Source organism: Amycolatopsis sp. lyj-109 (assembly GCF_046548995.1).
In the GTDB taxonomy this organism is placed as follows: domain Bacteria; phylum Actinomycetota; class Actinomycetes; order Mycobacteriales; family Pseudonocardiaceae; genus Amycolatopsis.
The window spans coordinates 365,275-383,653 of sequence record NZ_JAJPWR010000007.1 but is presented as its reverse complement, the minus strand read 5'-3'; the positions used below and the strand labels follow the sequence as shown (position 1 = coordinate 383,653).

Below are 18,379 nucleotides of genomic sequence, written 5' to 3'. Positions count from 1 at the left end.
TTCGCTCACAGATTCCGTGTTGAATCGTGTAGGATTTTGTGTGGTTGAGGTTCGACGGACGGAGTGAACGGTGCTGGCGCGTCAGCGACAGGCGGTGATCCTGGAAGAGGCCCGCCGGACCGGTGCGGTCCGTGTGAGCGACCTCGTGACCAGGCTGGGCGTGTCCGACATGACGGTGCGCCGTGACCTCGACGTCCTCGCCGGGCGCGGGCTCGTCGAAAAGGTGTACGGCGGCGCCACTTCGGTCGTCGGCAAGAGCACCGACGAACCCGGCTTCGAGGCCAAGTCCGTGCGCCAGCGGGCGCAGAAGGAAGCCATCGCCGAGCTCGCCGCGACGCTGATCCGGCCCGGTACCGCGATCGGCATCTCCGCCGGCACCACCACCTGGACACTGGCGCGGGCGCTCGACGCCATCCCCGGGCTCACCATCGTGACCAACTCGATCCAGGTCGCCGACGTGCTCCGCGGGTCGACGCAGCCGGACCGCACGGTCGTGCTCACCGGCGGCGTGCGGACGCCGTCGGACGCGCTGGTCGGGCCGGTCGCCGTGCACAGCCTGCGGTCGCTGCACCTGGACGCCGTCTTCCTCGGCGTGCACGGGATGGCCGACGGGCCGGGGTTCACCACGCCGAACCTCACCGAGAGCGAGACCGACCGCGCGCTGGTCGAGGCCGGGCGCAAGCTGGTCGTGCTCGCCGACCACACGAAGTGGGGCACCGTCGGGATCTCGACGATCGCCGACCTGGACGAGGCCGACGTCGTCGTCACCGATGACGGGATTCCCGGCGAGGCCAAGGAAATACTTGCCGAAAGGGCAGGGGAACTCATGATTGCCGAAACGGCGGAGACGGTCGAGGCCGAAGAAGCGTGAAGCGAACCGTACGAAACCTGGCCGACGGCCGGGAGATCATCTACTTCGACCAGCCCGGCGCGCCCGACCGCGTCGCCGAGGACACCCGTGACCTGCCGGCGGTTTCGGCCGCGTCGGAGATCCGGCTGGACCCGCTGACCGGCGAGTGGGTCGCGATGGCCGCGCACCGCCAGACGCGGACGTACAAGCCGCCGGCGGACCTGTGCCCGCTGTGCCCGAGCAAGCCCGGAAAACCGAGTGAGATCCCGGAAAGCGATTACGACGTCGTCGTCTTCGAGAACCGGTTCCCGTCCTTCGCCGAGGACGTCATCGGTGAGCCGTCCACTGTGGACGGGTTCGGCCTGGTGCCGGTGCGGCCCGGCCGCGGCCGCTGCGAGGTCGTCTGCTTCACCAGCAACCACGACGGTTCCTTCGCGCAGCTGAGCGCCAAGCAGGTGCGGGCCGTGGTGGACGCGTGGGCGGACCGCACGACCGGGCTGTCCGCGGTGCCCGGTGTCGAGCAGGTCTTCCCGTTCGAGAACCGCGGCGAGGAAATCGGCGTCACGCTGTCGCACCCGCACGGGCAAATCTACGGCTACCCGTTCGTCACCCCGAAGACCGAGCGGATGCTCGAAGTCGCCCGCGCCTACCAGGCCGAACACGGCCGCCCGGTGCTCGGCGACGTGCTCGCGGCCGAACGCAAGTCCGGCGCGCGCGTGGTGACCTCCGGCGAGCACTGGACGGCGTACGTGCCGCCGGCGGCACGCTGGCCGGTCCAGGTCCAGATCGTGCCGCACCGGCAGGTCCCGGACATCCCCGCGCTGACCGACGCCGAGCGCGACGACTTCGCCGACGTCTACCTCGACGTGCTGCGCCGCTGCGACGCGCTGTACGACCGGCCGCTGCCGTACATCGCGGCGTGGCACCAGGCGCCGGTGCGGCGCGACCGCGAGCTCGGCTGGCTCCACCTGGAACTGTTCTCCGTGCTGCGCGCGAAGGACAAGCTGAAGTACCTGGCGGGGTCCGAGTCGGGCATGGCGGTGTGGATCAACGACGCGACGCCGGAGCAGATCGCGGAACGGCTCCGCGCGGCGGGCTGAACCCGGCCATACTCATCTGCGATGCACAGGTTCGGCTCAGGAACCTCTCAGGACCATCGCGCAAGGTGAGGACATGACCGAGAACGACCCCAGCGCGCACGACCCCGCGGCGCCGCGGCACCCCGAGACCGGCCAGCAGCCGGCCCAGGGCGGCTGGGCGGGGAGCCCGTACGGTGAGCAGGCCCAGCCCGAGTCCGGCGGTGCGCCGCAGTATTCGGAGCCGTCCTATCACGCGGTGACGGGGGCCGATCCGGCGTACGGCGGGCAGACCGCGAACCCGTGGTCCGCCCCGGGTGCGCAGATGCCGTCCGGCCAGAACCCGCAGAGCGTCTACCCGCCGCCCAACCCGTACGGGCAGCCCGGCTACTCCGCGGCCCCGCCGCCGGAGCCCAAGCGGTCCGGCGGGAAGCTGCTCGCCGGCGTCGCGCTGGTCGCGCTGCTGGTCGGTGGCGTCGCGGGCGGGACGGTCGGGTACTTCACCGCCGGGTCGTCCGGCCCGTCCAGCAATGCGCTCAACGCGCCGAAGCCGGCCCAGCAGACCGGCAACGCGCCCGCCGGCTCGGTCGAGTCCGTCGCGCAGAAGCTGTCGCCGAGCGTGGTCGAGCTGCAGGTCAGCGGCCAGCAGGGGGCCGGCGAGGGCTCCGGGTTCGTGATCAGCACCGACGGCTACATCCTGACGAACAACCACGTCGTCGAGGTCGCCGCGAACGGCGGCCAGATCCAGGCCGTGTTCCAGGACGGCAAGAAGGCAGCCGCCAAGGTCGTCGGCCGCGATCCGACGACCGACATCGCGGTCGTCAAGGTCAACGGCGTCGGCAACCTGACCCCGGTGGAGCTCGGCCGGTCCGACGACCTGCGCGTCGGCCAGTCGGTGGTCGCCATCGGGTCGCCGTTCGAGCTGGCCGGCACGGTCACCTCGGGCATCGTCAGCTCGCTGCACCGGCCAGTGCGGGCGGGCGGCAGCAGCGGTGACCAGACCACGGTGATGGACGCGGTCCAGACCGACGCGGCGATCAACCCGGGCAACTCGGGTGGCCCGCTGGCGAACATGGCCGGCCAGGTCATCGGCATCAACTCCGCGATCTACAGCCCGCAGTCGGCGTCCGGAGGCCAGGGCCAGGGCGAGTCCCAAGGCGGCAACGTCGGCATCGGCTTCGCCATCCCGATCGACCAGGCCCGCCGCACCGCGGACACGATCATCAAGACCGGCCAGGCGGTGCAGACCTACATCGGCGCGGAGGTCAAGGACGCCCCGCAGGGCGGCGCCGAGCTGGGTGCCATCAAGCCGGGCAGCCCGGCGGAGAAGGCCGGCCTGAAGTCGGGCGACGTCGTCACCAAGATCGACGACCGCCCGATCGATTCGGCCGACACGCTGGTCGCGGCGGTCCGCACCCGGGCCCCGGACGAGAAGGCGACGTTCACCCTCTCCGACAGCCGCACGGTCGAGTTGACGTTCGGCGGCCAGCCCGTCCAGCCCAACTGATCCAGTTCAGACGCTCGGCCGCCCTGGCGCGGCCGAGACCAACTTAGGCTCGACCCCCGTTTTCGGGGCCGGACCCACAAGGCCACGCGCGACCAGGCACTCGATGCCGGTCGCGCGTGGCCGCATTTGTGCCCTGTTCAGGGGCCGGGACGGTCGGCCGGTGTGTCGGAACAGGCATCTCGCGTGTCTGGAGGGGTATCTCGCGTGATTGGCGGGGCATCACTCGTGATTGGGGGGACGACACGGGGACGGAGGGCGGTCAGGACCACTGCTAGCCAGACTGCTGCCACGGTGAGGGCCAGGGCGGGGGTTGGGTTGGTGTCGTGGAGGCCGGGCATGGGTGGGGTTCCGTACGGGCGCCAGAGCAGGGGGACCGCCAGGATGGCCAGCGTGGCGGTGCTGACCGTGCCCGCGACGACGGGGGTTCGCCAGCGGGGCGGGAGGAGCCGGGCCAGGGCGAGGCCGAGCAGGGCCGTCAGCGGGGCGATGACCGCGTCGTTGAGGATCGGGCCGCCGATGATCCAGCTCAGGGTGCCGAGGACGTCGGGACGCAGGGGCAGCGCGTACTCGGCGAACAGCATGACGCCCCACGCCAGCGCCGCGAGGCCTGGCAGCGCGAGGAGCGCACGGGCGATCTTCACAGCGCCTCCAGCTTCGTGACCCACTTCGTCTGCAGCACGCCGGGGCGGTTCGGGGCGATGATCCGGCAGGGGAAGCCGTGGTCGGGGGCGAGGACCTCGCCGTTCAGTTCCAAGGCCAGGAGTGTCAGCTCGTCGGCCGTGTGCTCGCCGGGGAGCACGCTGACGCCGTACAGCCCACCACGCTCCGAAGAGGACACCCGAAGCGCCGTGCCCGGTGCCGCGTCGACGGCTTTCAACAGCGTGGGCAGGGAGATTCCGCGCCAGGTGGCCGACTGGCTCCAGCCCTCAACGCACGCGATCGGGAGCTCTGCCGTCGTCTGCGGCAGGGCGCGCAGCTCGTCGAGCGAGAATTTCGTCGTGCCGCGCGGGGTCACCACCGAGAGCCGCCAGGACGGCGACCACGCGACGCCCGCGGCCGCCGCCGTGCGGTTCACCGGGAGGTTCTGGGTGCCCTTGCCGGTCTTCCAGGAAAGGGCGGAGACGCCGCGCAGGAACGGGACCGTCGCGCCCGCGGTGGCCACGACCGCGACGCCGGTCGCCAGCCCGGTCGTCACCAGGAAGCCCCGCCGGGACAGCCCCTCCGCCGGCGGCTCCTCGACGGTGGTCCGGCTCAGGGCCCGGCGGATGATCGGCAGCTTCACCGCGACGTGCACCAGGATCGAGCCGATGGCCAGCCACGCGACCGCATAGTGCACCTGTGGGAAGTAGAAGCCCCACGGGTAGTTCTGCGCGACGTTCAGCAGCCCGGTGGTCAGCTCGAAGAACGCCGCACCGGACAGCACCAGGATCGACAGCCGCTCCAGGGCATGCGGCAGCGAGCGGACGAGCGGCCGGCCGAACAGCTTCGGGTAGACGCTCCACAGTTTCGCCGGCAGCAACGGGATCGACGCCACGCCCGAGATCACGTGCAGCCCCTGCGTGACGCGGTACAGCCCGACCGGCCGGCTGGGCCAGGAGAACCACCCGGGCGGGTGCTGTATCAAGTGGCTGAGCAGTCCCGTCACGAAGCACGTCGTGAACGTGACCGCGAGTGCCAGGCCGATCTTCGACGTCACGCGCTCGTGGTGCGCCGCGGCCCGGAACTGGTCTTCCGCCGGGATCGGGAGTTTCACGATCGCTCCAATCGCGCGAACCAGCGGCGCCCGCGACGGGTGGTCCAGTCGACGCGCAAGCCCGCGCGCGCGGCGACCTCGGCGATCGCGTCGACCCCGACCCAGGCCCAGGTGAACCAGGCGACATCGGCGTGGCCGGGCCGCAGCCGGACGCGCTCGTGCCGCAGTCCCCGGCCGGGCGGCTCCAGCTCGACGAGGACGTCTCCGTCAGGGGCGATCAGCCGCGCCGTGCGGCGCAGCAGCGCGGCCGGGTCGCCGCCGATGCCGATGTTGCCGTCCGCGAGCAGGGCGTGCCGCCACCGCCCTTCGCCGGGTAGGCGGTCGAAGAGGTTGCGCTGCAACGCACTTGCACCGCGCCGTCGGGTCAGCGCGACGGCCGTGCGCGAGCTGTCGACGCCCAGCGCGACGATCCCGCGTCCGGCCAGCGCCGCGGTGAGCCTGCCCGGCCCGCAGCCGAGGTCGATGGTGGGGCCCGAACACGCGTCGAGCAGGATGTCGTCCCCGTCGGACGGCTCGGTCCAGCGTTCCACCGGTAGCTCGATCCGCTCGCCGTCGGCCAGCTCGAGCCAGCATCGGTGGCCGAGCAGGCCGCGGTCGAACTCGTGGCCGGTGCTCACCGGGGCCGTCATCACGCGACCGCCCGTCCGCCGACCGCCGCGACGGCGCGGGCGAACCGGCCACCCGGGCACGCCGCCGCCACCGAGCGGGCGTCAGTCATGGTGTCCACATCGGACAGCAGGGCCCCTCGCCGCGGCCGCAGCCCGCACGCGGTGAGGGCGCGCAACGTGCGTTCACCGGTGTCTTCGCGGGACATCGGGACGTCCGTGAGGGCCTGCGCGTGCCGCGGCTCGGCGAGGCCCAGCGCCCACCAGCCACCGTCCGCGGCCGGCCCGAGCACCGAGTCGTGGCCGCCGTGCAGGACCGGTGCGGCGGCCGCGGCGAGCGAATCCGGCGTGACCTGCGGGGTGTCCATGCCGATCTGGAGGACCGGCAGGCCGGTGTGCACCTCGGCGGCGTCCGCGTGGGCGTTCGCCAGCCGGGCGCCGAAATCGGGACCACGCTGCGGGATCGTGGTGACGTGGCGCAAGGCCATGCCGATTTCGACGGGCCGGGCGGCCGAGCCGAGGTCGCCGGTCATCGCGACGACGGGCAAGGCGCCGGGCACCGCGCAGACGGCGTCGAGCGTGTCGAGCAGCGCAGCCGCGGCGATCTCGGCCGCCTGAGCCGGGGTCGCGGGCGGGCTGAGCCGGGTCTTGGCGTGGCCCGGAACCGGCGCCTTGGCCACGACCAGCAGGACGAACGGACGCGTCATCGGGCCAGCACCCGCCCGAAGTCGCGGACCGCACGCAGCGTCCCCCGCACCGACCCGGACACCTTCGACTTCGTGCCCTTGGCGCGCTCGCCGTAGCGGACGTCGAACTCGCGGACCCGCCACCCGGCACGCTGGGCCTTGATCAGCAGCTCCAGGGGATAGCCGAACGCCCGGTCGGCGACGCCCAGGCCGAGCAGCGTCCGCCGGTCCGCGGCGCGCAAGGGCGCGATGTCCCGCACCGGCAGCCCGCGGCCGCGCAGCAGCAGCGCCAGCACGACGTTGCCCGCTCTCGCGTGCCACGGCCACACCCCCGGACCGGTCGGCACCCGGCGTCCGACGGCCAGGTCCGCCCCGTGCTCGACCGCGGTCACCAGCCGCGGCAGGTCGGCGAGGTCCAGGGACCCGTCGGCGTCGGCGAAGCACACGATGTCCGCGGTCGCGGCTTCCAGCCCCGCGTGCACGGCCGCGCCGTAGCCGCGGCGCGGCTCGTGGACGACCTTCGCGCCGAGCGAAGCCGCCACGTCGGGTGAGCCGTCGGACGAGCCGTTGTCGACCACGATCGCGCGGTAGCCCGGCGGCAGGCCGGCCAGCACGCCGGGCAAGGCCGCCGCTTCGTCGAGGCAGGGGAGGACGACGTCCACTTCCAAGTCAGTCACGGCGCCGACCGTAAGTCCGCGGGTAGTCTCGCAGAACCCTTGCGGCGCTTACCGAATCATGACGTCCGGTGAGTTCTTACCGCGTCGTTACGGCTGCCGTTCCCGGGGCGCGGATCGCCCGCCGCGAACCTAGGGTGGGCGACGATGAGCGAGCCGAAATCGGCAGCCCGGCTCGCCGAGCCGCCTGCCCGCGAACCCGAAGCCCCGGTGCCCGGCCGCCGCGCCGACCTCGGCGCGGTCGCCGCGGCGGTGGTGCTCGTCGCCACCGCCACCGCGGTCGGCCTCTACTACAACCGGCCGCACTCCGGCGTGGTCATCTTCGTGTCCGCGCCGCCGTTGTTCGCCGACTGGCTGCCGCACGTCGGCCCGGGTTCGGTGTTCGCCGTGCTGGTCGCGGTCGCGGTGGTGCTGCACGGCCCGGCGCTGGCCGCCCGCCTGCCGTGGCGCCGGGCGCTCGCCGCCGGCTATCTCGCCTCGCTCACCTGGATCTTCTCGCTGGCGATGGTCGACGGCTGGGCGCGCGGGTTCGCCGGGCGCCTCACCATTCCGCAGGAGTACCTCCACGAGGTCCCCGGCATCACCGACATCCCGCTGATGCTGCGTGAGTTCTCCGCCCGCATCCTCGACTTCCAGCCGCATTCGTGGACGACGCACGTGTCCGGTCACCCGCCGGGCGCGACGCTCGTCTTCGTCTGGCTGGACCGGATCGGCCTGCACGGCGGCGCGTGGGCGGCCACGGCCGTGGTGCTCGCGGGCAGCTTGGTGGCGGTGGCCGTGCCGGCCACGGTCGCCCTGCTCGGCCGGCCCGAGGCGGCCCGCGCGGTGCTGCCGTTCGTCGTCCTCACCCCCGGCGCGGTGTGGATCGGCGTGTCGGCGGACGGCCTGTTCGCCGGGGTGACCGCCACCGGTCTGGCGCTGCTCGCGCTGTCCGCGACGGGATTCGCCCACGGCCGCCGGTACGCCGTTCCGGCCGGGCTGGCCGCCGGGGTGCTGCTCGGCTTCGGGATCTTCCTGTCGTACGGCCTGGTGCTGCTCGGCGTGCTCGCGGTGGCGGTCGCCCTCCTCGGCCGGCAGTGGCGGGCAGCGGCACTGGCGATCGCCGCGGCGCTGGCTGTCGTGGGCATTTTCGCCTGGGCGGGTTTCTGGTGGCTCGACGGCTACCACCTGGTCGTCGAGCGCTACTACCAGGGCGTGGCACTGGTCCGGCCCTATTCGTACTGGGTGTGGGCCGACCTCGCGGCGGTGGCCGTCGCCGTCGGCCCCGCCGTCGTGGCCGCCGTGCGGCGGGGTCTCGCGTCTCCACGCCGGGCCTTCCTCACCGATCCGGTGCTCCTGCTCGGCCTCGCCGCCCTGGCGGCCGTCCTCTTCGCCGACGTCTCGGGCCTGTCGAAAGCCGAGACCGAGCGGATCTGGCTACCGTTCGGGGTGTGGTTGCTGCCGATGACGGCGTTGCTGCCGCGGCCCGGTCGCCGGTGGTGGCTGGCCGCGCAGGCGGCGACGGCGCTGGCGATCAACCACCTGCTGCTGACGGGCTGGTGAGGGAGACGTGATGAACGATCAGGCCGGACGGGTGCTCGTGGTCGACGACGACGAGACGGTCCGCGACGTCGTCCGCCGCTACCTCGAGGTGGCCGGGTTCGCCGTCGACATGGCCGGCGACGGTGCCGAAGGCCTGGCCAAGTTCGGCGCCCACGAGCCCGACCTGGTCGTCCTCGACGTCATGATGCCGGGGATCAACGGCCTGGAGGTGTGCCGGCGGCTGCGTCAGGTGAGCCAGGTGCCGATCGTCATGCTCACCGCTCTCGGCGAGGAGGAGAACCGCATCGCCGGGCTCCAGCTCGGCGCCGACGACTACGTGACCAAACCCTTCAGCCCCAAGGAACTCGCCCTGCGCGTGGCATCCGTGCTGCGCCGCGCCCGGATGCCACGTCCGGAGCCGGCCGCCGCCGAGCTCGTGGACGGCGGCCTGCGCCTGCAGATGAAAGCGCGGACCGCGACCCTCGGTGGCCGTGAACTGCCGCTCACCACCCGGGAGTTCGACCTGCTGGCGTTCTTCCTCGCCCACCCGGGCGTCGCCTACTCGCGCGCGGACCTGCTCGAGAAGGTGTGGAGCTGGGACTTCGGTGATCAGTCCACAGTGACCGTCCACGTGCGACGGTTGCGCGAGAAGATCGAGCGCGACCCGGCCAAGCCGACCCGGGTGGCGACCGTGTGGGGCGTCGGCTACCGCTACGACCGGGAGCAGCCGTGATCGGCTCGGGCGAGTCCTTCCCGGAGATGCTGACGCACCTCTGGCACATCCTGCCGTTCGCGCTGCTGTTCTCGCTGCCGGTCGCGGCGCTGGGCGGGGTGGCGTTGTACGTCCTGCGGCGCGGTTCGCTGACCACCACGCTCTCGGTGCTGGTGCTGATCCCGGTGCTCGCCACGCTGGTCGGCGTCCTGGGGATCAGCGGGTTCATGTTCACCCCGGCCCTGACCACGATGCTCCTGGTCTGCCTGCTCGTCGCGCTGGTCACCGTGCCCGCGGCGATCATCCTCGGCCGGGCGATCGCGCGCCGCAGTGTGTGGGAACGCGAGGCGCGCGACCGGGAACGCGCCGCCGAGGCGTCGCGGCGCGAACTCGTCGCCTGGATCAGCCACGACCTGCGCAGCCCGCTGGCCGGGATCCAGGCGATGGCCGAGGCGCTGGCCGACGGCGTGGTGTCCGAACGCGACGAGGTCGCCGACTACGCCCAGCGGATCAGCGGCGAGACCCGGCGGCTGTCCGCGATGGTCGGCGACCTGTTCGAGCTCTCGCGGATCACCGCGGGCGCCCTGGAGCTCACGATGTCCGCGGTGCCGCTGCGGGACGTCGTGAGCGACGCCGTCGCCGCCCAGGCGCCGGTGGCCCACCGGAAACGGGTCCGGGTGCTCGCCAACGCGTCGACCTGGCCGGTGGTGACCGGCAGCGACCCGGAACTGGCCCGGATCGTGCGGAACCTGGTGTCCAACGCGATCCGGCACACCCCGCCCGACGGAACGGTGGCGGTGCAGATCGGCGTCGACGGCGACGAGGCCCTCCTCGCCGTCGACGACTCTTGCGGCGGCATCCCGGACGACGAGATCAACCGGGTCTTCGACGTCGCTTTCCGCGGGACGCAGGCGCGGACGCCGGAGCGTGGCGGGACGACCAGCGGGGGCGGGCTCGGCCTGGCCATCGCCAAGGGGCTGGTCGAGGCCCATCGGGGGCGGATCGGGGTGCACAACCACGGGCCGGGGTGCCGGTTCGAGGTGCGACTGCCGCTCGCGATGCCCTGAACTACTTTCCGTAGTGATAGCGACAGGCTGCGACCCGAATCTCATCGACAGCGACCTTGTAGACGAGTCGGTGCTCGTCCGTGATGCGACGAGACCAGTAGCCCTGGAAGCCGTGCTTCAACGGTTCCGGCTTGCCGAGACCTTCGTTACCGTTGCGTTCGATGTCTTTGAGCAGCTCGTTGATGCGCTTGAGGATCTTCCGGTTTTCGGTCTGCCACCAGAGGTGGTCGTCCCACGCGTGTTCGTCCCAGATCAGTTTCATTCAACGAGTTCGTGCTGTGTCCCGCCGCCCGACTCCAGTCGCTCGATGGCAGTGATCAGCCGCCGCGCGTTCTCCGGGCTGCGGAGCAGGTAGGCGGTTTCCTTCAGCGACTGGTAGTCGTCGAGGGAAACGATCACGACCGGCTCGTGCCCAGCGCGCGTGATCACGACCTCTTCGCGGTCATTGACCACGGAGTCGAGCGTCTCGGCGTACTTCGCTCGAGACTCGGAGTAGCTCATGGTCTTCACAGACACCCTCCCTTCGACGTACAAGATTCTGTACGTCGAAGGGAGGGTGTCTGCAAGGGTGATCCCGCCCACGAGCAGCGCCGGTGCTTCCTCAGCGATTCGCGCACAGAGCGACTGGTGCCCGGAGTTCGGCCGTCGCGAAGTCGGCGATGCCCTCCGCGAAGGCGATTTCCGCGGTGAAGCCGAGCAGCTCGCGGGCGCGGGCCGGGTCCGCGACGACGTGGCGGACGTCGGCCGGGCGGGCGCCGCCGGCGACCTTCGGTGCTGGGCCGTTGCAGGCTCGGGCCAGCTCCGTCGCCAGGTCGCCCACCGTGTGCGGGGTGCCGGAACAGATGTTCAGCGGGGTGATCTCGGCCGCCGGGCCGTCCGTGCGCAGCGCCAGGACGTTGGCTCTGGCCACGTCGTGGACGTGGACGAAGTCGCGTTGCTGGCGGCCGTCTTCCAGGACCTGGGGGGCCTCGCCGCGCGCCAGTGCCGAACGGAAGAGTGACGCCACGCCGGCGTAGGGCGTGTTCTGGGGCATCCGCGGGCCGTAGACGTTGTGGTAGCGCATTGCCCACACCGTGCCGCCCGTCTGGCGGGCCCAGGCGCCGGCCAGGTGTTCCTGGGCCAGCTTCGTCGCCGCGTAGGTGCTGCGGGGGTTCAGGGGCGCGTCCTCGGGCACCAGCTGCCAGCTCAGCTCCGCCTCGCACGACGGGCAGCGCGGCTCGAACCGGCCCGCGTCCACATCGGACCGGCGGCGCGGCGACGGTGCCACCACGCCGTGGTCCGGGCAGGCGTAGCGGCCTTCGCCGTAGACGACCATCGACGAGGCCAGGACCAGCTTCCGGACGCCGGCCGCGTGCATCCCGGCCAGGAGCACCGCCGTGCCGTAGTCGTTGTGCAGGGCGTACGACGGTGCGTCGGACGGGTCGATGCCGTGGCCCACCACCGCCGCCTGGTGGCAGACCGCGTCGACGCCGTCCAACACCTCCGCGACGATTTCCGTGTCGGTGACGTCGCCGCGCAGGAACCGGTGCCTGCCGGTGTACGGCGGCGGAGTGCGGGAACCGTGGGCGGTGGGGAGGAGGTTGTCCAGCACCACAACCTCGTCGCCGCCGTCGGCCAGGAGGTCGGCGATGTGGGACCCGATGAACCCGGCTCCGCCGGTGACCAGTACGCGCACACCGGCCACGCTAGGGGTCTCCGGCAGGGCCCGCAGGAGCCCACGGCGGCACGTCACGGAATCGTCAGAACTCACCCGGCACCTCCCGGCGCCCAGCCGCCGAAACCGGCTACGGTGGGCGCCATGGAACGGAGTGCACAACGGCTGGGCCGGGCCCTCGTGGTCATCGTGGACGATCGCGTGGCGCACGGCGAGCACGAGGACACCACTGGCCCGCTGGTCACGGAGCTGCTCGAAGAAGCGGGCTTCATCGTCGACGGTGTCGTGGTCGTCGAGGCCGAGACCACAGGGATCCGCAACGCGCTCAACACCGCCGTGATCGGCGGCGCCGACCTGGTGATCACCGTGGGGGGCACCGGTGTGCTGCCGCGTGACCGGACCCCGGACGCCACCGCCGGTGTGCTCGACCGGCCGATCCCGGGCATCAGCGAGGCCATCCGCGCGTCCGGGCTGGCCGCCGGCGCGGTCGACGCCGGGATCTCGCGTGGGCTCGCCGGGGTTTCGGGCAGCACGCTCGTGGTCAACCTGGCCGGGTCGCGGTCCGCGGTCCGCGACGGGATGGCGACCCTGACCTCGCTCGTTCCGCACGTGATCGACGAGCTCTCGGGCCTCGAAGAGGTGTGACCGGGCCGGACCTCGGCGAGATCGAGGCTTGGTTCGACAACGTCCTCTCCGGACGGACCACTCGGGACGAAGCCGACCGCTGGGCCATGCGGTGGCTCAGCGACGATTTCGCGGGCGTGGTCGACCTCGACGAGGACCGGCTGTGGGCCCTCGGCCTGCTCGCGGGAATCGATCTACCGGACTGGCCGGGCGGTGGATTCCTGCACGACGAAGCGCAGATCCGCGGGTGGCGGGACGAGGTGCGAGCCCGCCACCACCGGGGTGGAGCGGTGGCGCGAGCCGGGCGGAGCTCCGTTGAGATTCGCTTTGGAGTTGTCAAAGAACAGTCGTGGGACACTGGGGTCATGCCGGGCGAACAGCGGAAGCCACAGACCAGCGAGCAGCGCCGCCGGGTCGATGAGATCTTCGGGGACGTCCTGCCCGAGACGACTTCCGATGAGCGCGACCCCGAGCGGCGTACCGGTCTCCCGGATGACTGGTACCGGGAGAACCGGCCACCGCACCACGACCGCTGACCTCGTCAGTCGCGGTCGGTGCCTCGCTGCTGGGTCTGCTGGGCGCGCAGCAGGTCGCGGATCTCGATCAGCAGTTCCACGTCCGTCGGCTCCGACGGACCCGGCTCCTGGCCGCGCTTGCGGCGGTCCTGCACCTTCTTGACCGGCATCACGATCACGAAGTAGACCACCGCCGCGACCAGCACGAAGTTGATCGCCGCGTTGATCACGCCGCCGAAGTCCAAGAACGTGGCTTTGTTGTTGTCGAAGATCTGGTACCCGAGGCCGTTCGCGGCGTCCATGCCGCCGATCGTGCTGATCAGCGGCTTGATGAGGCCGCTGGTGAACGCCGTGACGATGGCGGTGAACGCCGAGCCGATGACCACCGCGACGGCGAGGTCGACGACGTTGCCGCGCATCAGGAAGTCTTTGAAGCCTTTGAACACTGGTACTCCTCACGGACCGGGACGGGGACGCCGCCGCCCGTCTTGGCGGGCGCAGGCTAGCGGAGAGTAACCGTTACCGGACGCTCCAGTGAAATCGCCGCCACCCTCGTCGCGGATGCCTCCGGGAGCCGGAGCAGCACCAGTGGCCCCTTGAGCGCGGACGGCTCTCGGTGCCCGATCGTCACGACCGTCGCCCCACTCGCCAGGACGGACGCGGAGGCGGGCGCGGCCGGTTCCGGCGCCGCGACGACGTCGACGCGCTGCCCGGGCCGGAGCAGTTCGGCGATGGCCACGTCGGCCAGCCGGACCGGCACGGTCGCTGTGCCGGGATCTCCCGGGTCGGGGACCGTGGCCAGCCGGACGTCGGTCAGCGGCTCACCGGCCCGGACGGCGCCCGCCAGCAGGCGTCCGTCGACGGCGTCAAGGGTGCTCAGCACGCCCATCGGACGTGTTTCGTCGGGGAGGTCGGCCACCCTGACGTCGGCAGCGCGCAGCGTCGCGCCGGATGGGAGGTCGTGTGCCGCGAGGACGGTCGGTGCGCCTCGCGCGGAGCCGGGGTGGACGAGCAACAGCCCGCCCAGGACGAGCAAGCCGAGGGCGAGCCAGCGGCGGATGAGCCGCGTTCGCCGGCTCTGCAGCCTGGTCAGATGAAGTGCGCGGAGCTTCGGCAGGATGTCCACGGGGCCCCCTCGGCCGGATCGGGTGCGGCGGTGTGCCGCACGAGATCGACGTTAGGGAAGCCGGACGGGCCGCCGGAAGGGCCACGTCCGGCATCTGTGGACAACCGGGGTGTTGTGGATAACTCGCGGGTCAGGACGCCGCGGCGGCCGTCTTCGTCGTGGTCGAAGAGGAGGATGCCGAGCTCGTGTCGGACTTCGACTCCGTCTTGGTCTCGGTCTTGGTCTCGCTCTTCGTCGGGGCTGACGTGGTGCTCGACTTGCTCGAGTCACGCGAATCCGTGCGGTAGAACCCGCTCCCCTTGAAGACGACGCCGACCGAGCTGAACACCTTGCGCAGCACCCCGGAGCACTGCGGGCAGACGGTCAGGCTGGGGTCCGAGAACGACTGCACGGCTTCGAACCGGTGGTCGCATTCTTTGCAGGCGTACTGGTACGTAGGCACTGACGGCTCCTTTGCTGGCACTCATCCGACCAGAGTGCCAACCCAATTGTGCGGGAAGACATTCCCCGAAAGCAATTCCAGGTTGCTCACACCGGCAGCTCGACCACGCCTCGACCCGGTGTCAACGCCCCGGTCATGCGCACGTCGTGCGGCTCCCCGGGCAGCCGTTCGACCAGCTCTTCGTCCCGGACGACGGCCAGCAGCGCGGCCCCGGCCGCGGCACAGCCCAGCGAGCGGTCGTAGTGGCCGGCCCCGCGGCCGAGCCGGACACCCCGGCGGTCCACGGCAAGCGCGGGCACCAGTACCAGCTCCGCCGCCCCCACGGCGTCGGTACCCAGGCGCTTTCCGCCAGGTTCACGGATGCCCCGGAAGCGGCTGGGCACGAGATCGGCCTCGCCCGTGTACTCGGCCCAGTCGAGCGGATCCGTCCGCGACAGGATGACCGGCAGCAGCACCCGCGCACCGCCCGCCACCAGCGCGTCGACGAACGCCGTCGTGCCCGGCTCGGTGCCGAACGGGAGGTACGCGCACACGGTGCTCGCTGTGACCTTCGACACCGCACTGACCAGCGCCGAAGCCTCCCGCGCGTGCGATTCGGCTGCCAGCCCCGCCCGGGCGCGCGTCACCCGGTCACGCCACTCCGCTTTGCTCAGGTGCTCATTGCCCAGCGCGTGCATGACCTCACGTTAGGCTCTGCGCCCATGACGGGCGCCGCAACCACCCAGACGTTCAGAACCGCCATCGTGCCTGCCGCCGGCCTCGGGACACGGTTCCTCCCGGCGACGAAGGCCGTGCCCAAGGAGCTCCTGCCGGTGGTGGACACCCCGGGGATCGAGCTGGTCGCCGCCGAGGCCGCCGCCGCCGGTGCGGAACGCCTGATCATCGTGACTTCGCCGGGCAAGGACGCCGTGGTCCGGTACTTCGAAAAGCAGCCCGAGCTCGAGCAGAACCTCGAAAGCAAGGGCAAGACCGAACTGCTCGAGAAGGTGCGCCGGGGCACCGGCCTCCTCGCCGTCGAGACCGCCATCCAGGAGCAGGCCCTCGGCCTCGGCCACGCCGTCGCGCAGGCCGAACCGAACCTGCGGCCGGACGACGAGGCCGTCGCGGTGCTGCTGCCCGACGACCTGGTGCTGCCCACCGGCGTGCTGGAGCGGATGAGCGCGGTCCGCGCCGAGTACGGCGGCAGCGTGCTCTGCGCGTTCGACATCCCGAAGGCCGAGATCTCCCCGTACGGCGTCTTCGACGTCACCGACACCGATGACGAAGACGTCAAGCGGGTGCACGGGATGGTCGAGAAGCCGAAGCCGGAGGACGCGCCGTCGACCTACGCCGCGGCCGGGCGGTACCTGCTCGACCGGGCGATCTTCGACGCGCTCAAGCGGATCACCCCGGGCAGCGGCGGCGAGCTGCAGCTGACCGACGCGGTCGCGCTGCTGATCAGCGAGGGACACCCCGTACACGTCGTCGTCCACCGCGGCGGACGCCACGACCTGGGGAATCCGGGTGGTTTCCTGCGCGCCGCGGTCGATTTCGCGCTTGAAACGCCCGAGTACGGTCCATCTTTACGGGCGTGGCTGACGGAACGGCTCGGGACAGAGCGCCCATGACGGAATCCCTCGACGCGGCGCGGCCCGAGGTGGCCGGGGACGAGGCCGAGCTGCGCTCGGTCGACGCGCAGATCTCGATGACCTTGGACGCCGCCGTCCGGCCGCAGCCGGTGCGCGTGGCGATCTCCGAGGCCCAGGGGCTGCTCTGCGCCGAGGAGGTGGTCGCCGAGCACGCGCTGCCCGGGTTCGACCAGGCCGCGATCGACGGGTACGCGGTGCGCAGCGTCGACGTCCGCAACGCCGGCCAGGAGCCGGTGCAACTGCCGGTCGTCGGGGAGATCGCGGCGGGCTCGCGCCAGCCGCGGCGGCTCCAGCCCGGCCAGGCGGTGCGCGTCGACACCGGCGCGCCGCTGCCGACGCTGGCCGACGCCGTCGTACCGCTCGCCTACACCGACGGGCACCAGGCCAAGGTCACGGTGCACCGCTCGGTGCCGTCGGCGGGGTACGTGCGGCGGGCCGGCGAGGACGTCCAGATCGGGGACGTCGCGGTGCGCCGCGGCGACACGATCGGCTCGGCCCAGGTGGGCCTGCTGGCCGCGGTCGGCCGGGCGAAGGTCCTCGTCTACCCGCGGCCGCGGGTGTCGATCGTGTCGGTCGGCGACGAGCTGGTCGACATCGACCGGACGCCGTCGGTCGGGCAGGTCTACGACGTCAACTCCTACGCGCTGTCCGCGGCCGCCCGGGACGCGGGCGCCGAGGTCAGCCGGGTCGGCATCGTGCCGAGCGAGCCGAAGCGGCTGCGGGAGGTCGTCGAGGGACGGCTGCTGATGTCGGAGATCGTCGTGGTCGCGGGCGGCGCCGGAGGTGCCACCGGCGACGAGGTCCACGCCGCGCTGTCCGACCTCGGCCGGATCGACATGACGCGGGTGGCGATGCACCCCGGTTCGGTCCAGGGGTTCGGCAGGCTCGGCCCCGACTCGGTGCCGACGTTCCTCATCCCGGGCAACCCGATGAGCGCGCTGGTGGTGTTCGAGGTGCTGGTGCGGCCGCTGATCCGGGCGGCGCGCGGCACCCGCAACCCGCACCGGCGGATCGTCGGCGCGCGGCTGCTGTCGCCGATCACCTCGACCGAGGGCAGGCGCGGTTTTCTCCGCGGCCAGCTGCTGCGCGACGAAGCCAACGGCGAGTACCTGGTCCAGCCGCTCGGCCAGTCCGGGGCGCACCTGCTCGCGTCGCTGGCCGAGGCGAACTGCCTGATCAACGTGCCGGAAGAGGCGACCGACGTGCCCGCGGGCGAACAGGTCCAAGTCACCTTCCTGGCGCAACGAGCCTGATGAACTCCGTGTCGGGCGTGTCCTACCCGGTGGAAAGCCGACACCCGGGCTGGCCGGCTCGGCTCGGCCCGCTGCGGGTGCCCGCGGGCGAGGTCGCGATCCGGCCGGTCCGGCTGCGGGACGCCGGCGAGTGGTCCCGGATCCGGCTCCGGGACCGCGCACACCTCGAAATGTGGGAGCCGACCGGCATCGGCCCGTGGCCGGAACGCAACGCCTTCTGGTCGTGGCCGTCGCAGTGGGCGGCGCTGCGTTCGCTCGCTCGCCGTGGTCAGTGTCTCCCGTTCACGATCACCCTGGACGGTCGTCTCGCAGGGCAGATCACTGTGGGTAACGTCATCCGGGCGTCACTGCGGTCGGCCTGGATCGGCTACTGGGTGTCGTCCGAGGTGGTCCGCGGCGGGGTCGCGACGGCCGCCGTCGCGCTCGTCACCGACCACGCCTTCGGCCCGGCCGGGCTGCACCGGCTGGAGGCCACCGTGCGTCCGGAAAACGCCGCCAGCCTGCGGGTTCTCACCAAGGCGGGCTATCGACGGGAAGGCCTGTTCGAGCGCTACCTCGACGTCGCGGGCGGCTGGCGGGACCACTATTGCTACGCCGTGACGCGCGAGGAAACCGGGACCGGGCTGGTGTCGCGGCTGGTCGCGACGGGCCGCGCCGACTACGCCTGAACGTGATTACCCACCCGG

At 72.0% G+C, this 18,379-nt stretch carries 23 protein-coding genes; 11 read left to right on the top strand and 12 right to left on the bottom strand.

Translation table 11 applies throughout. From position 1 onward, the window contains the following. Positions 1 to 70: 70 nt before the first annotated feature. The 3 genes from ACLJQF_RS18780 (at position 71) to ACLJQF_RS18770 (ending at position 3,433) form a co-directional block, all read left to right on the top strand. Complete coding sequence (locus ACLJQF_RS18780; RefSeq protein ID WP_410610244.1) at positions 71 to 871, top strand: DeoR/GlpR family DNA-binding transcription regulator; 801 nt, start codon at positions 71 to 73, stop codon at positions 869 to 871. After that, positions 868 to 1,950 carry a galactose-1-phosphate uridylyltransferase gene (gene galT / locus ACLJQF_RS18775; RefSeq protein ID WP_410610242.1) on the top strand — a complete coding sequence of 361 codons (1,083 nt, stop codon included), beginning with the start codon at positions 868 to 870 and terminating at the stop codon, positions 1,948 to 1,950. The genes ACLJQF_RS18780 and galT overlap by 4 nt, the downstream gene beginning before the upstream one ends. Before the next feature lie 73 nt (positions 1,951 to 2,023). Continuing rightward, positions 2,024 to 3,433 carry a trypsin-like peptidase domain-containing protein gene (locus ACLJQF_RS18770; protein ID WP_410610241.1) on the top strand — a complete coding sequence of 470 codons (1,410 nt, stop codon included), beginning with the start codon at positions 2,024 to 2,026 and terminating at the stop codon, positions 3,431 to 3,433. Between the two features lie 137 nt (positions 3,434 to 3,570). Here the strand turns inward: ACLJQF_RS18770 and ACLJQF_RS18765 are convergent, their stop codons facing one another. From ACLJQF_RS18765 to ACLJQF_RS18745, 5 genes are read right to left on the bottom strand one after another with little or no spacing between them, the layout of a single operon-like run. Continuing rightward, a complete protein-coding gene (locus tag ACLJQF_RS18765) occupies positions 3,571 to 4,098 on the bottom strand; it encodes a hypothetical protein (protein WP_410610240.1) in 528 nt (175 codons plus the stop codon). Continuing rightward, positions 4,071 to 5,186 carry a molybdopterin-dependent oxidoreductase gene (locus ACLJQF_RS18760; RefSeq protein WP_410610239.1) on the bottom strand — a complete coding sequence of 372 codons (1,116 nt, stop codon included), beginning with the start codon at positions 5,184 to 5,186 and terminating at the stop codon, positions 4,071 to 4,073. Before ACLJQF_RS18760 ends, ACLJQF_RS18765 begins: the two co-directional genes overlap by 28 nt. After that, positions 5,183 to 5,815 (bottom strand): methyltransferase domain-containing protein, encoded by a 633-nt coding sequence (locus tag ACLJQF_RS18755; RefSeq protein WP_410610238.1) that lies wholly within the window; start codon positions 5,813 to 5,815, stop codon positions 5,183 to 5,185. The genes ACLJQF_RS18760 and ACLJQF_RS18755 overlap by 4 nt, the downstream gene beginning before the upstream one ends. Next, complete coding sequence (locus ACLJQF_RS18750; protein ID WP_410610236.1) at positions 5,815 to 6,498, bottom strand: DUF2064 domain-containing protein; 684 nt, start codon at positions 6,496 to 6,498, stop codon at positions 5,815 to 5,817. Before ACLJQF_RS18750 ends, ACLJQF_RS18755 begins: the two co-directional genes overlap by 1 nt. Next, the gene (locus tag ACLJQF_RS18745; RefSeq protein ID WP_410610352.1) at positions 6,495 to 7,139 is read right to left on the bottom strand and encodes a glycosyltransferase family 2 protein; all 645 of its coding nucleotides are present in this window, start codon (positions 7,137 to 7,139) and stop codon (positions 6,495 to 6,497) included. The genes ACLJQF_RS18750 and ACLJQF_RS18745 overlap by 4 nt, the downstream gene beginning before the upstream one ends. Positions 7,140 to 7,298: 159 nt before the next feature. On the opposite strand from ACLJQF_RS18745, the gene ACLJQF_RS18740 reads away from it, so the two are divergent. From ACLJQF_RS18740 to ACLJQF_RS18730, 3 genes are read left to right on the top strand one after another with little or no spacing between them, the layout of a single operon-like run. Then, positions 7,299 to 8,693, top strand: coding sequence for a hypothetical protein (locus tag ACLJQF_RS18740; protein ID WP_410610235.1), 1,395 nt, complete (start codon positions 7,299 to 7,301; stop codon positions 8,691 to 8,693). Positions 8,694 to 8,703: 10 nt separating this feature from the next. Then, on the top strand, positions 8,704 to 9,405 hold the full coding sequence (locus ACLJQF_RS18735; RefSeq protein WP_410610233.1) for a response regulator transcription factor: 702 nt from the start codon (positions 8,704 to 8,706) through the stop codon (positions 9,403 to 9,405). Next, positions 9,402 to 10,451 (top strand): sensor histidine kinase, encoded by a 1,050-nt coding sequence (locus ACLJQF_RS18730; RefSeq protein ID WP_410610231.1) that lies wholly within the window; start codon positions 9,402 to 9,404, stop codon positions 10,449 to 10,451. Before ACLJQF_RS18735 ends, ACLJQF_RS18730 begins: the two co-directional genes overlap by 4 nt. A 1-nt stretch (position 10,452) precedes the next feature. On the opposite strand, the gene ACLJQF_RS18725 is transcribed toward ACLJQF_RS18730, so the two are convergent. The 3 genes from ACLJQF_RS18725 to ACLJQF_RS18715 are packed head-to-tail and all read right to left on the bottom strand — an operon-like array spanning position 10,453 to position 12,126. Further along, entirely contained in the window at positions 10,453 to 10,713 is a 261-nt protein-coding gene (locus ACLJQF_RS18725) for a Txe/YoeB family addiction module toxin (RefSeq protein ID WP_410610230.1), read from the bottom strand. After that, complete coding sequence (locus ACLJQF_RS18720) at positions 10,710 to 11,033, bottom strand: type II toxin-antitoxin system Phd/YefM family antitoxin (protein WP_410610228.1); 324 nt, start codon at positions 11,031 to 11,033, stop codon at positions 10,710 to 10,712. Before ACLJQF_RS18720 ends, ACLJQF_RS18725 begins: the two co-directional genes overlap by 4 nt. A gap of 19 nt (positions 11,034 to 11,052) precedes the next feature. Next, the gene (locus ACLJQF_RS18715) at positions 11,053 to 12,126 is read right to left on the bottom strand and encodes an NAD-dependent epimerase/dehydratase family protein (RefSeq protein WP_410610227.1); all 1,074 of its coding nucleotides are present in this window, start codon (positions 12,124 to 12,126) and stop codon (positions 11,053 to 11,055) included. A gap of 123 nt (positions 12,127 to 12,249) precedes the next feature. On the opposite strand from ACLJQF_RS18715, the gene ACLJQF_RS18710 reads away from it, so the two are divergent. Further along, positions 12,250 to 12,750 carry a molybdenum cofactor biosynthesis protein B gene (locus ACLJQF_RS18710; RefSeq protein WP_410610225.1) on the top strand — a complete coding sequence of 167 codons (501 nt, stop codon included), beginning with the start codon at positions 12,250 to 12,252 and terminating at the stop codon, positions 12,748 to 12,750. Then, positions 12,747 to 13,265, top strand: coding sequence for a hypothetical protein (locus ACLJQF_RS18705; RefSeq protein WP_410610360.1), 519 nt, complete (start codon positions 12,747 to 12,749; stop codon positions 13,263 to 13,265). The genes ACLJQF_RS18710 and ACLJQF_RS18705 overlap by 4 nt, the downstream gene beginning before the upstream one ends. Positions 13,266 to 13,270: 5 nt before the next feature. Here the strand turns inward: ACLJQF_RS18705 and mscL are convergent, their stop codons facing one another. The 4 genes from mscL to ACLJQF_RS18685 form a co-directional block, all read right to left on the bottom strand. Further along, entirely contained in the window at positions 13,271 to 13,690 is a 420-nt protein-coding gene (gene mscL, locus ACLJQF_RS18700) for a large-conductance mechanosensitive channel protein MscL (protein WP_410610224.1), read from the bottom strand. Positions 13,691 to 13,746: 56 nt separating this feature from the next. Continuing rightward, positions 13,747 to 14,370 (bottom strand): SAF domain-containing protein, encoded by a 624-nt coding sequence (locus tag ACLJQF_RS18695; RefSeq protein WP_410610223.1) that lies wholly within the window; start codon positions 14,368 to 14,370, stop codon positions 13,747 to 13,749. A 130-nt stretch (positions 14,371 to 14,500) separates the two neighbouring features. Beyond that, the gene (locus ACLJQF_RS18690) at positions 14,501 to 14,812 is read right to left on the bottom strand and encodes an FmdB family zinc ribbon protein (protein ID WP_410610221.1); all 312 of its coding nucleotides are present in this window, start codon (positions 14,810 to 14,812) and stop codon (positions 14,501 to 14,503) included. Positions 14,813 to 14,898: 86 nt separating this feature from the next. Beyond that, on the bottom strand, positions 14,899 to 15,489 hold the full coding sequence (locus ACLJQF_RS18685) for a 5-formyltetrahydrofolate cyclo-ligase (RefSeq protein WP_410610219.1): 591 nt from the start codon (positions 15,487 to 15,489) through the stop codon (positions 14,899 to 14,901). Positions 15,490 to 15,513: 24 nt separating this feature from the next. Between ACLJQF_RS18685 and ACLJQF_RS18680 the strand changes: the two genes are divergently transcribed. From ACLJQF_RS18680 to ACLJQF_RS18670, 3 genes are read left to right on the top strand one after another with little or no spacing between them, the layout of a single operon-like run. After that, entirely contained in the window at positions 15,514 to 16,419 is a 906-nt protein-coding gene (locus ACLJQF_RS18680; RefSeq protein ID WP_410610217.1) for a UTP--glucose-1-phosphate uridylyltransferase, read from the top strand. Further along, entirely contained in the window at positions 16,416 to 17,693 is a 1,278-nt protein-coding gene (glp, locus tag ACLJQF_RS18675; RefSeq protein WP_086847382.1) for a gephyrin-like molybdotransferase Glp, read from the top strand. The genes ACLJQF_RS18680 and glp overlap by 4 nt, the downstream gene beginning before the upstream one ends. Further along, on the top strand, positions 17,693 to 18,361 hold the full coding sequence (locus ACLJQF_RS18670; protein ID WP_410610216.1) for a GNAT family N-acetyltransferase: 669 nt from the start codon (positions 17,693 to 17,695) through the stop codon (positions 18,359 to 18,361). Before glp ends, ACLJQF_RS18670 begins: the two co-directional genes overlap by 1 nt. Positions 18,362 to 18,379 lie beyond the last annotated feature (18 nt).